The following is a 12162-nucleotide window of genomic DNA, read 5'->3' on the forward strand; positions in this document are numbered from 1 at the left end:
TCAGTGGCTCGGAGCGTGGGCCACTGAAGCCACAACCACAGCCGGCGTCATTCGCGGCAGCGAAAGCCCCTCCTTCGGCAGTCAACACGATCGAGAGGGCCCACCCCCGGCGCAGAAGAGAAGCTCCGTCGCAAGGCAAACCCGAAAGAGAACAACACGGCGGTGACGGCGCGTCAGGTGATCGGTTGCCTCACCGCCCACGGCAGATCGCACTGCCTGCCGCGGGCGAGTGCCTTGCGTGGCGTCTCCTCTTCTGTCCGCACGGGCCGCACCGCGTGAACCACCGTGGCCCGCCGTTGCTCCCCGGTCGCGGCCCTGACGATCGCATCTGCGACGGCCTCCGGCGTCACAAGGTGTGCGGCCTCTTCCGGTGCGATGCCCGGTTGCTGAGCCACCGTCTCGACAGCCGGCCGCAAGGGCGGACAGGCGGTCGGCCCCACGAGGGCTTCACCGGGGCTCCGCGGGAGAAGCCGCCGGCTCGCTGCGGTGGCGACGCCTGCGGGCCGCCGTGGTGATCTCCGCACACCACGCACGGTCCTCGGGGGCGGTCGCGGCGAGCAGGCGCTCCCAGACGTCCGCGTCGCTCCACGCCGTGAAGCGGCGGTGCGCGGTGGCGGGAGAGACGCCGAAGTAGCCGGGGAGTTGCTGCCAGCCGCAGCCCGCAGTCAGCACGAACACCACGGCGGCGAGGAGGGCGCGTTCGCCGTTCCGTGAGGAAGGGAGCAGCGGCGCGGCTGCCTCCCAGAGCGAGTCCGGCACCAGCCGTTGGGCAAGCGCCTGCCCCAGCGCCACCGAGCGCGACTGCTCGGAGGCGAGCGGGGTCGCGTGCGAGGCCTCGGCGGGGCCGTCGATCCGCCAAGGCGCTTCCGACACCGCGGGGCCGCCGGGAGGGACGGCGGAGGGGTCTTGCCCCGCGACGTCCGGGTGTTCTGCGCCTCGGTATGCCTTCCAGCTCGCCAGGAGTTGGCGGTGGGCGCCCTGGACCCAGCGCATGTAGTCGATCATGTTCTGCAAGCGGCGGCGCGGGCCCTCCTCCTCGTCGTCGAGGAGTTCGAGGGCCTTCTCGCCCAACTGCCGCTGCTCTTCCAGGAATCGGCGTTCACCCGCAAGGAAGCTGCCCCAGACGTCGTCCTCCATCCGGAAGTAACGGCTGCGTTCGCCGGGTATCGCATGCCGTTTGACGAAGCCCGCTTCGACGAGTCTGCGGGTGGCCAGGGAGATGGAGCCCGCGCTCACCTTCAACGCCTTGGCCAACTGCGCGGAGGAGACGTACGGTTCGTCGGTCACGATGAGGTAGCCGATGATCCGGCCGTCCATCCGGGCGCTGCCCACCGCCTCCCACAGCAGCCCCATCTCCTCCACGAACGACGCGCGCCCCCAGCCGTGTTCGGCCTCGCCGTTCCGCCCCATGCGACCCTCCACTCTCCGACTCTCAGCCTGAACTTTCGTCTCAGATTAAAAGTTTTAGACGTTTTCATTGACAGGCTCTTCACGCCGGGCTCAGTATCCCCGGTACGCGTCATCGGCACCACCGAAGTGGAGCCCGCCCCAGGCTCGTTCCGTCGTCTCCCCTGGAGCCGTCTTGCGTCGATTCAACCTGCTCAAAACCGGTGCCGTAGCGTCTCTCGCCACCGCCATCGGCGCGGCCGGATGCGCCGGCCAGGACAGCGGCGTCCGCACGCCCGAGGGCGGCTACTCCGTCGCCACCACCGAACCCGACCATCTCACTCCCGGCCGCACGGTAACGTCGATGGACCCGATCCACGCGCTCTTCGCCCCTCTCGTCACGGTCCGCGACTCGGGAAAGCTCGGGTACGTCCAGGCCAAGTCCGTGACCTCGCGCGACTCTCGGCACTGGACGATACGGCTGCGAGAGGGCTGGACCTTCCACAACGGAGAACCCGTGACCGCGCGCAGCTACGCCGATTCCTGGAATCACGCCGCCTACGGGCCCAACGCCTGGTCCACGAACGGCCAACTCGCCGGGATCGAAGGCTATGCGGCGCTGAACCCGACCAAGGGGAAGGCGAAGCCGGCCCGGCGCACACTCTCCGGCCTGCGCGTCGCTGACCGCTACACGTTGAAGGTCACGCTCCGCGCGCCGGACAGCCAGTTTCCGTACCAACTCACCGACAACCAGGGCGCGTTCTTCCCCCTGCCGAAGGCCGCCTTCAGCGACCCGCGCGCGTACGACCGCAGGCCCGCAGGCAACGGGCCGTTCCGGATGACGGCCGCCTGGAAGCGGAACCGGGGCGCCGCTCTCGTCGCCTACCGCGGCTACCGCGGGCCGAAGCCCGCGGCCAGCGGCCTGACGTTCAAGAGCTACACCGACATGAGCACCGCTTACACCGACGCGTTGGCCGGGAACACCGACGTGCTCGCCGTGCCACCCGACAAGTTCGGCCAGGTGCGGCGGGACTTCCCCGACCGGGTGCACCGCTACGAGGCACCCTCGATGGAACTGCTCAGCCTGCCGCTGTACGACAAGCGGTTCCGTGACCCCCGCCTACGCCGCGCGCTTTCGCTCGCGATCAACAGAAAGGCCGTCAACAAGGCGATGTACGGCGGCATGAACACGCCGGCCACCTCGCTCGTCCCGCCCGTCGCCGTCGGCGCCGAGACGGGCGTGTGCGACGACTGCCGCTACGATCCGCGGCGGGCCCGCGCGCTGCTGAAGAGGGCAGGCGGCTGGCGCGGACCGCTCGTGCTCACCTACCCGGGCGGCCTCGGCCTGGACGAGGTGTACCGGGCGTTGGCCAACCAGTTGCGGCAGAACCTCGGCATCGACGGCGCCCGCGCACAGCCCACCGCCGACTGGGCTGAGTTCTCCGACAAGGTCTACGGCAAGAAGCTCCCCGGCCCCTTCTACGGTCACTGGGGCGCGCTCTATCCGAGCATGCAGAACACGCTGCGCGGCATCTTCACCAAGTCGGGCGGCTGCTGGACGTGCAGCTTCTACAGCCACCCGGACGTCGACAAGCTGCTGGCACGCGCCGACTCGAGCACCGACTCCCGTCACGCCGCCGCGCTCTACAACGCGTCGCAGCGCCGCATCCTCGAGGACTTCCCCACCATCCCGCTGTTCTACGGCAGCTACGTCTACGCCACGACGGAACGGATCACCGGCGCCGCCATCGGCCCCTTCGGACTGCGGCTGGAACGGATCGAGATCGGCACCTGACCACATCTCCCGTGCTCCGGCGCCTTCTTCACACCTCCCGACTCCCCAGAGAAAGCGAGAGCCCAGCGCCATGGCGACCGTCACCTCCCGAACCGGGCCGCAGGAAGCGGACGGACCGCACTCCTGGGTCGAGCAGGTGGGCTCCGTGCCCGCCACGGCCCGCTACCCGGACGTCGACAGCCTGCTGGCCGGCTTTCGAGCCCTGGCCGCGCGCCATCCCCGGCTGATCACCGAACACCGCATCGGCACCTCGCGCCTGGGCGAGCCGTTGCTCTGCTTCACCGTCTCGGAACACGAGGAGGGCCTGCCCGAGCCCACACGCTCGGGCGCCGGGGGCGAGGACTACGTGATCGTCGGGGGTGTGCACCCCAACGAGCCGGTGGGCGGCGTCACCATCCTGCACCTGGCCACCCGGCTGTGCGAGGACACGGCGCTGCGCGAACGGTTCGGCGCCGCCTGGCACTTGGTGCCCTGTTCCGACCCCGACGGCGCCCGGCTCAACGAGGGCTGGTTCGGCGACCCAGAGGACAAGTACCTGTACGGGCGGCACTTCTATCGGCCGCGCGGCGAGGAACAGGTCGAGTGGACCTTCCCGTTCGCCTACCGGGACGCCTACTTCGACGAGGTGCTGCCCGAGACCCTTGCGCTGATGCGGCTGCTGGACTCCACCAAGCCGCGCTTCCTCACCACCTTGCACAACTGCGAGGCGGGGGGCGCCTATTACTACCTCAACCGCCCTGCGCCCGCGCTCTACCCACAGCTCACGGCGATCCCCGCCGCCGCGGGAATCCCGCTCGCCACCGGGGAGCCGGAGGCCGCGCACACCCCGCTCTACGCCCCCGGCATTCACGGCGCCATCGACATGCGCGCCGCCTACGACTATCTGGAGAGCCACGGTGGCGACCCGGCGGCCGTCCTCGCCGGAGCCTCCAGTTGCGCCTACGCCGAGCCCTACGGCACCTTCTACTTCGTCGCCGAGGTCCCGCAGTGGACGCATCCCGACGCCGCCGACGACTCGCCCGTGCCCGAGAGCTACCGCGAGGTGCTGCGGCGGCGCGCCGCTCAGCTGAGGGAAAGCGGGGCGTTCTTGGAGCACATCCTGGAGAACGCCGCACCGCACCTGACGATTGCCTCACCGTTCCTGCGGGCTGCCCGCTCCTTCGTGCCCGGACTGCGGGGACTCAGCGAGACCGAGACCAGCCGCGCCGACAGCCTCTCCGAGCGCCCGGCCACGGTCGCCGAGCGCTACTCCTGTCTCCAGTCCGGACACAGCCTCCGCATGCGCTTCGGCGGGATGCTGCTGCGTGCGCTGGAGGCCGAGACCGTCGCGGGCACCGCACCCCGCGAAGTGCGCGCTCTGCAGCGCACGTTGCTGGAGCGCTACGACGCCTGGGCCGCTGAGGCCGCACCCGTCATGGGCAACTCGCTGCCGATCGCGACGCTCTCCGGGATGCAGTACGCGGCGCTGCTCGCCGCCGCCGACCACGCGCGTACGGAGCGACCCCCCTCCGAGAGCTCCGAGAGGCGCACCGGGCGGAAACCACGATGACCACGCTGTTGCTCCGCCGCCTGCTGGAGGCCGTCCTCGTCTTCTTCGGCGTCACCCTGATCATCTACGTCATGGTGTACGCGCTGCCGGGCGACCCCGTGCGCGCGATGGCCGGAGACCGCCCGCTCACCCCGAGCGTCGTCGCGGCGCTGCGGGAGCAGCACCACCTGGACGATCCCGTGCTCGTGCAGTACGGGCAGTACCTGGCCGGACTCTTCCACGGCGACCTGGGCGCCGACTTCTCGGGCGTCCCCGTGGCCGAGCAGATGGCCGACCGGTGGCCCGTGACCGTGCGCCTCGCGTTGACCGCGTGGGGGATCGAGGCGGTCGCCGGGATCGCGCTCGGAGTGTTCGCCGCGCTGCGGCGCGGCACGTGGCCGGACCGCGCGGTGCTGGCGTTCACGACCGCGGCCGTCTCCGTACCGGTCTTCGTGCTCGGCTACACCGCGCAGGTCCTCCTCGGAGTGCGGCTTGGCTGGTTCCCCGTCGCGGGCGACAGCGCGGGGTGGCCTTCGGCGTACGTGCTGCCCGCACTCGTCGTCGCCGCGTTCGGGCTGGCGTCCGTCTCCCGGCTGGTGCGGGCCGAGGTCATCGACAACCTGAGCGCCGACTACGTGCGCACCGCCGCCGCCAAGGGCCTCTCGAAGCGCCGCACCCTGCTGGTACACGTACTGCGCAACTCGCTGTTGCCCGCCGTCACTTACCTCGCCGTCGACCTCGGACTGCTGCTCGGCGGCACGGTCATCGTGGAGGGCGTCTTCAACCTCCCCGGCGTGGGCCAGCTCCTGTTCCAGGCCGTGCAGGCGCACACAGGACCCACCGTGGTCGGTGTGGCCACCTCCCTGATCCTGGTCTTCCTCACCGTCAGCGTGCTGGTCGACCTGCTCAACAGCCTCCTGGACCCGAGGATTCGCCGTGACTGAACCGACAGGGGCGACGAGGGGCGGCGGTGGCACGGCTCCCGCCTCCGACGACCCCCCAAGCGACACCTCGCCCGCCGACGCGTCCGCCGTGCCCTTCGCCGAGCGGTCGGCCTGGCAACTCCTGCGCCGCAGCACCGTCTTCGTCGTCTCCGGCGGCGCAATTGCGGTGCTGCTCGTGATGGCCGTACGTCCCGCCCTCTTCGCGGGATGGTTCGGACACGGCGATCCCCGCTCCTGCAACCTGGACCACAGCGCCCAGGGCCCGGCCCCCGGGCACCCCTTCGGCTTCGACACCCAAGGCTGCGACCTGTACGCCAACGTCGTGCACGGAGCCGGCGCTTCGATGGGCATCGGCCTCCTCGCGACCGGATGCAGCCTCGCGCTCGCGCTGCTCCTCGGCTGCCTGTCCGGGATGGCGGGCCGCGTGGTGGACAGCGTGATCGCCCGGCTCACGGACGTCTTCCTCGGCTTCCCGTTCCTGCTCGGCGCGATCGTCGTGCTCAGCAGCGTCACCACGCGCGACATCCCGACCGTCGCCGGAGTCCTCGCGCTCTTCGGCTGGCCGCCGATGACCCGGGTGGTGCGCGCTTCCGTCCGCTCGGCGAGGGAGGCCGACCACGTGGTGATGGCACGCAGCATGGGCGCGGGCACCGGCTGGGTGGTCCGTCGGCACATCCTCCCGCACATCCTCACCCCCGTGATCGTGCTGGCCTCCATCACGGTGGGCAGCGTCGTGGTCGCCGAGGCCGGACTCACCTTCCTCGGCGTCGGGATGCAGGCGCCCGCCATCTCCTGGGGACTCCAACTGGCCACGGCGCAGAACTCGTTCGAGGCCCACCCCCACCTGCTGCTCTTTCCCGGGCTGTTCCTGTCCCTCACGGTGTTCGCGCTCATCGCCTTCGGCGACTCGGTCCGCGACGCCCTCAACCCGAGGACCCGGTGACCATGGCCGACCACGAAAACGGCGACGCACGAGCAGCCCGGAGCGCCTCACGGCCCCGCGACGACGGCGGCCCGGGACCCGTGTTGGAGGTCGAGGAGCTGAGCGTCGAGCTGCTGCGCCCGGGAGCCGCCGCCCAACTGGTCGTGGAGCAGGTGTCATTCACTCTCCACGAAGGGGAAACCCTGGCGCTGATAGGCGAGTCGGGGTCCGGCAAGAGCCTGACCGCGATGGCCGTACTCGGGCTGCTGCCGGAGAACGTGCGCGCACACGGCAGCGTCCGCTACCGCGGCACCGACCTCCTCACGCTGTCCGACGACGCGCTGCGCGCCCGCCGCGGCAAGCACTTGGCGACCGTCTTCCAGGACTCGCTCTCCGCACTCAACCCGACCCTCACCGTCGGCTTTCAGATCGCCGAAGTGCTCCGCGTGCACCGGGGGTTGAGCCGCCGCGCCGCACGCGCGGCCGCCGTCGACCTGCTCGGCCGGGTGCGGATTCCGGACCCCGCGCGGCGCTACGGCGACCACCCCCACCAGTTCTCCGGCGGCATGCGGCAGCGCGCCATGATCGCGATGGCCGTCGCGCTCGGCCCTGACGTGCTCATCGCCGACGAGCCGACCACCGCGCTCGACGTCACCGTGCAGGCGCAGATCATGGAGCTGCTGGAGGAGTTGTGCGCTGAGCACCGTTCGGCCCTGCTGCTCATCACCCACGACCTCGGACTCGCCGCAGGCACGGCGGACCGGGTGGCCCTGATGTATGCGGGCAGGATCGTCGAACAGGCCCCTGCGGTGCGGCTGTACGAGCGCCCGGCGCACCCGTACACCCGCGGCCTGCTGAACGCCGTGCCCTCGCTCGACGCACCCGTCGGAGGACTGGTTCCGGTACCGGGTACCCCACCGGCGCCCGGCGCCTTCCCCGATGGCTGCGTCTTCCATCCGCGCTGCCCCTCTGCGCGCGACCGCTGCGCCACCCAACGGCCCGCCCTGGAGCCCGGCGCCGACGGCCGTACAGCGGCCTGCCACTACCCCCTGGACCCGCAGGAGGCGCCCCGTGCCTGAGACCACCGACTCCGCCGCGCACGCGCCGAAACCCGTGCAGCACACCGGCGTTCCCGTCCTCCAGGCCAGGAACCTGGTCAAGCACTATCCCGGGCGCGGCGGGAGGATCGGCCACCGTTCCGCCGCCGTCCGGGCCGTGGACGGTGTCGACCTCGCACTCGCCGAACGCTCCACGCTCGGCCTGGTGGGCGAGTCGGGCTGCGGAAAGTCCACGCTGGTACGGCTGTTGATGGCGCTGGAGCGCCCCACCGCGGGCGAAGTGCTGCTGGACGGCGAGGAGTTGCTCGCGCTGCCGACCACCGAGCGACGCCGTCGAAGGCGCGGCATCCAGATGGTGATGCAGGACCCCTACGGCAGCCTCGATCCCCGGATGACCGCCGAGCAACTGGTGCGTGAGCCGCTGGACATCCACCGCGATCCGGCCGACGCGCGCGCCCGCTCTCGCAAGGCGCACGAGGCGATGGAGCTGGTCGGCCTCGACCCCGCGCACGCCGGGCGCCGCGCGCACCAGTTCTCCGGCGGCCAGCGGCAGCGACTCGGCATCGCGCGTGCGCTGGTGCTACGGCCCCGGGTACTCGTCTGCGACGAGCCGGTGTCCGCGCTCGACGTCTCGGTGCAGGCCCAGGTCGTCAACCTCCTGCGGGATCTGCAGCGGGAGTTCGGCCTCACGCTCGTCTTCATCGCGCACGACCTGGCGGTGGTACGACAGCTCGCCGACGAGGTCGCGGTGATGTACCTCGGCCGGATCGTCGAACACACCGACCGCGACACCCTGTTCGAGCACCCCGCACACCCCTACACCCGGGCGCTGCTCTCCTCCGTACCCGACCCCGACCCGCGCAGGCGGGGGCGCGGTTCCCGCCTCGTACTGGCGGGCGACCCGCCGAGTCCCAGCAACCCACCGGGCGGCTGTCCGTTCCACACCCGCTGCTGGAAGACGCGGGAGACCTGCCGCACCGAGACCCCTGCTCCCGCGCCCCGTACCGGCACGCACGACTCCCTCGTCGCCTGCCACTTCCCCGAGGCATGAGCCCCTGACGCTGCTCGCCCGCCCCGCACCGACCGAAGAGCCACCATCACCGTTTTGTGAACTGCTGCCGGGAGCCCGCATGTTGCAACAGAAGATCTTCCAGGTGGAAGACCCCGCCGCCGTCCGCGAGGTGATCGCCGCCAACTCCTGGGCCACGCTGGTCAGCCATCCTGCCGACGGCGAACCCGTCGTCTCCCACCTGCCGGTGCTCGCGGAGCCGCCGGACGCCGCCGAGCCCGCAGCGGGAGAGGCGGGCACCGACCGTATCTCCGTCACCGGACATCTGGCGCGTACGGATGCCGACTCGCACCGGCTCGGCGACCTCCCTGCGGTGCTCATCGTGCAGGGACCGCACGGCTACGTCTCGCCCGTCTGGTACGAGGAGACACCACACGTGCCGACGTGGAACTTCGTCGTCGTCCACCTCTACGGCCGCCCCGAGGTGCTCGGGCCCGAGGAGACCTACCAGGTCCTGACGGAGACCGTGGACCACTTCGAGTCCCGCTTCCCCGAGCCCTGGAAGCTCTCCCAGGCCAGTGCCTACGCAACGCGAATCGCCCCCGGCGTCACCGGATTCCGGCTCGTCGCCGACCGCGTCGTGGCGAAGGCGAAGCTGAGCCAGGACGAGAGCGCCGAGGTCGCGGACCGAGTGGCCGACGCCCTCGAGAGGCCCGACCAGCCCTGGTCCAACCCCGCACTCGCCCGTGCCATGCGCAGCAGCCTCCGGAGGCCGTCATGACCGACCCGCAGAAGAACGCACCGCCGCAGAGCACCACCCCCGTCTCTCGCACCCACGAGTACGGCCCCGCTCCGCGCCTGCTGCGTCGCGTCCGCTTCCCCGGCCGTCCCGACCTGTACGACGTGCAGCTCGACGACGGCAGGATCGCCGGGGTCCGTGCGAGCGCCCCGCCCGCGGTCGGCACCCTCGACGAGGAACGCGCCCCCGACCTCGACGGCCGTGTACTGATACCAGGGCTGCGGGACGCCCATGTGCACCTCGCCCAATGGGCCGTGGCGAGGCGGCGGTTGGACGTCTCCGGCACCGCGTCCGCGCAGGAGGCCGTGCAGGTGGTACGACGGAGCTCCGCCGCCCTGCCGCCCGGCGAACTGGTCACCGGCTACGGCTTCCGCGACGGCCTCTGGTCCGACACCCCGCACAAGCACCTGCTCGACGCCCTGCCCCAAGCCCGTCCGGCGCTGCTCATCAGCGCCGACCTGCACACCGCGTGGCTCAACTCGGCGGCGCTCGCCCTCCTCGGCCAAGGCGGGCATCCGACCGGGGTGCTGCGCGAGGACGCCGCCATGCGCGCCGTCGCACAGCTCTCCAGCGTGCCCGCCGAAACGCTGGACGGCTGGGTGGAGGACGCGTGCGCCGCCGCGGCACGCCGCGGAGTGACCGGCCTCATCGACTTCGAAGCCACCGACAACGTCACCGACTGGGAGCGCCGCGCGGCGACGGCCCCGCCACCGCTGCGGGTGGCCGCCGCGATATACCCCGAGTACCTGGAAGCGGCCGTCGCCCGCGGCCTGCGCACCGGCACCCCACTCGCACCGTTCGTCGAAACAGGACCGTTGAAGGTCTTCACCGACGGCTCGCTCAACACCCGTACCGCGCTGTGCCACACCCCGTACCCGGGCATGGACCCGGCCGCTCCCGAAGCGCACGGGCTGGCGAGGACGGTGGGCGACGACCTCGTCGCCATGCTGCGGACCGCATCCCGGCACGGCCTGGTGCCGGCGGTACACGCCATCGGTGACCGTGCCAACCAACTCGCGCTGGACGCCTTCGCCGAAGTGGGCTGCCCCGGCCGTATCGAGCACGGTCAACTCGTGCGCGCAGCGGACTTCGTACGGTTCGCCCAACTGGGCCTCACCGTAGGCGTGCAGCCCTCGCACGCGGTCGACGACCGCGACGTCGCAGACGAGCACTGGGCGGGCCGGACGGCCCGTGCCTTCGCCTACGCCGCCCTGCTCGACGAAGGAGCCCGGTTGGAGCTCGGCTCCGACGCACCCGTGGCACCCCTCGACCCCTGGCTCAGCATCGCCAACGCGGTCGCGCGCACCAACGACGAGCGACCGTCCTGGCATCCCGAACAGCGGCTCACCCCGGCCCAGGCGCTCGCCGCCTCCACGGGAGCACACCCGGGGATATCGACCGGCGCCCCAGCGGACCTGGCGATCCTGGACGCCGATCCCCTCACGGCCGAGCACACCGCTCTTCGCCGATTTCCTGTGCACGCAACCCTGTTGGCAGGCTCCTGGACCCACAGGGAGAGTTCCTGACCTTCGCGTCGGCGGGGAAGCGGGGCTCAGGCGTCAGCTCCTTCTCCTGGGCAGCGCTGTCGGCGTGCAGAGGCGGGCGGGACCGCTCGGGCGCCCTGCAGGGACGCGGCAGCTCATCCCCTGGGCGAGCAGTTCCGATGTGTTCGGTGAGCCGATGCGGTCAGCAGCGTCCGTCCGACTGCACTGCCGTCCGCTCACGCCTCGGACCAGGCGGCTGGATCGCCTCCCCGCAAGCCGACCAGCCTGCGGCTGCGTCGGGAGTCCGGCCGACGCAATTCCCGCTCAGCTCCCTGAACCCCGCGAAACAGCCTCCAGGAACTCCCGCACGGCGCGCGGCGGCGCCTTTCCGGCCCAGACGGCGGTGAGCGGACGGGAGATCCGGAAGTCCCGGACGGGGATGCGCACGAGACGGCCGGCGCGCACGTCGTCGGACACCGCGAGAGAGCTCAGCGCGCCCGGGGCGACGCCGCCCATGACGGCGCTGCGGACGCCGAGAGTCGTCGACAGCACGGCCACGGGCTCGGCTGCCAGCGGGAAGCCCGCGTCGGAGAGGGCGTCTTCCAGGGCCTGACGGGTGCCGCTGCCGAGTTCGCGCAGCACCAGGCCGGTATTCGCCAGCTCGCGGGCCGATACGGGTGCGCTGGTCACCCACCGATGACCGCGCTGCACCACGAGGTCGATCGTGTCGTGAGCGACGACGACCGAACCGAGATCTGCGGGGGTGGTCGGTGTCTCGATGAACCCGAGGTCAGCGGTCCCGTCGCGGACGGCCTCGACAACGGCGCTGCTGTTCGCCGCCGTGAGCTGACCGATCGGGCCGTCCTCACCGAGAGCACCCCGCCATCGGGCGATCCATTCCGGCAGGAGGTGCTCGGCGATCGTCAGGCTCGCCGCAATGCGCATCGTCTTGCTGCGGTCGGTGCGGAGTGACACGACGGCGTTCGAGAACTCGTCGGCTGCCGCCAACAGCGCCGTCGCCCAGCCCACGACCAGTTCGCCTGCGGGGGTCAGACGGGAGCCGCGGGCGGAGCGCACGAGCAGCCGCACGCGCAGCTCCCTCTCCAGGCTCCGGATGCGCAGGGACACGGCCTGCTGGCTCACGCCCAGTCGCACGCCCGCCGCCGAGATGCTGCTCTCCTCGGCGACGACCGCGAGAGCGCGCAGTGCCTCCAGGTCGGGCTCGTTGCTCATCGTC

The 12162-nt window shown here is 71.4% G+C and carries 10 protein-coding genes; 8 read left to right on the top strand and 2 right to left on the bottom strand.

Translation table 11 applies throughout. From position 1 onward, the window contains the following. Positions 1-447: 447 nt before the first annotated feature. Entirely contained in the window at positions 448-1410 is a 963-nt protein-coding gene (locus F603_RS33985) for a transposase (protein WP_019546006.1), read from the bottom strand. A gap of 172 nt (positions 1411-1582) precedes the next feature. Between F603_RS33985 and F603_RS0110690 the strand changes: the two genes are divergently transcribed. From F603_RS0110690 to F603_RS0110725, 8 genes are all read left to right on the top strand, one after another. Beyond that, positions 1583-3181, top strand: a complete 1599-nt coding sequence (locus F603_RS0110690) for a peptide ABC transporter substrate-binding protein (protein ID WP_019546007.1) — start codon at positions 1583-1585, stop codon at positions 3179-3181. A 70-nt stretch (positions 3182-3251) separates the two neighbouring features. Continuing rightward, positions 3252-4730, top strand: coding sequence for a M14 family zinc carboxypeptidase (locus F603_RS31925; RefSeq protein WP_019546008.1), 1479 nt, complete (start codon positions 3252-3254; stop codon positions 4728-4730). Next, a complete protein-coding gene (locus tag F603_RS0110700) occupies positions 4727-5653 on the top strand; it encodes an ABC transporter permease (protein WP_019546009.1) in 927 nt (308 codons plus the stop codon). Before F603_RS31925 ends, F603_RS0110700 begins: the two co-directional genes overlap by 4 nt. Beyond that, on the top strand, positions 5646-6596 hold the full coding sequence (locus tag F603_RS0110705; protein WP_019546010.1) for an ABC transporter permease: 951 nt from the start codon (positions 5646-5648) through the stop codon (positions 6594-6596). The genes F603_RS0110700 and F603_RS0110705 overlap by 8 nt, the downstream gene beginning before the upstream one ends. A gap of 2 nt (positions 6597-6598) precedes the next feature. Next, complete coding sequence (locus tag F603_RS0110710) at positions 6599-7654, top strand: ABC transporter ATP-binding protein (RefSeq protein WP_019546011.1); 1056 nt, start codon at positions 6599-6601, stop codon at positions 7652-7654. Next, positions 7647-8684 carry an ABC transporter ATP-binding protein gene (locus tag F603_RS0110715; RefSeq protein ID WP_019546012.1) on the top strand — a complete coding sequence of 346 codons (1038 nt, stop codon included), beginning with the start codon at positions 7647-7649 and terminating at the stop codon, positions 8682-8684. Before F603_RS0110710 ends, F603_RS0110715 begins: the two co-directional genes overlap by 8 nt. Before the next feature lie 79 nt (positions 8685-8763). Continuing rightward, positions 8764-9423: an FMN-binding negative transcriptional regulator gene (locus F603_RS0110720; RefSeq protein WP_019546013.1), complete on the top strand. Its 660-nt coding sequence runs from the start codon at positions 8764-8766 to the stop codon at positions 9421-9423. Beyond that, a complete protein-coding gene (locus F603_RS0110725) occupies positions 9420-10967 on the top strand; it encodes an amidohydrolase (RefSeq protein WP_019546014.1) in 1548 nt (515 codons plus the stop codon). The genes F603_RS0110720 and F603_RS0110725 overlap by 4 nt, the downstream gene beginning before the upstream one ends. Positions 10968-11249: 282 nt before the next feature. Here the strand turns inward: F603_RS0110725 and F603_RS0110730 are convergent, their stop codons facing one another. Further along, entirely contained in the window at positions 11250-12158 is a 909-nt protein-coding gene (locus F603_RS0110730) for a LysR family transcriptional regulator (protein ID WP_019546015.1), read from the bottom strand. Between the last annotated feature and the right edge of the window lie 4 nt (positions 12159-12162).

Source organism: Streptomyces sulphureus DSM 40104 (genome assembly GCF_000381025.1).
Lineage (GTDB): Bacteria > Actinomycetota > Actinomycetes > Streptomycetales > Streptomycetaceae > Streptomyces > Streptomyces sulphureus.

Coding starts and splice junctions, on each gene's coding strand:
- F603_RS33985 (WP_019546006.1), bottom strand. CDS start 1,410: ATGGGGCGGAACGGCGAGGCCGAACACGGCTGGGGGCGCGCGTCGTTC.
- F603_RS31925 (WP_019546008.1), top strand. CDS start 3,252: ATGGCGACCGTCACCTCCCGAACCGGGCCGCAGGAAGCGGACGGACCG.
- F603_RS0110700 (WP_019546009.1), top strand. CDS start 4,727: ATGACCACGCTGTTGCTCCGCCGCCTGCTGGAGGCCGTCCTCGTCTTC.
- F603_RS0110710 (WP_019546011.1), top strand. CDS start 6,599: ATGGCCGACCACGAAAACGGCGACGCACGAGCAGCCCGGAGCGCCTCA.
- F603_RS0110720 (WP_019546013.1), top strand. CDS start 8,764: ATGTTGCAACAGAAGATCTTCCAGGTGGAAGACCCCGCCGCCGTCCGC.
- F603_RS0110725 (WP_019546014.1), top strand. CDS start 9,420: ATGACCGACCCGCAGAAGAACGCACCGCCGCAGAGCACCACCCCCGTC.
- F603_RS0110730 (WP_019546015.1), bottom strand. CDS start 12,158: ATGAGCAACGAGCCCGACCTGGAGGCACTGCGCGCTCTCGCGGTCGTC.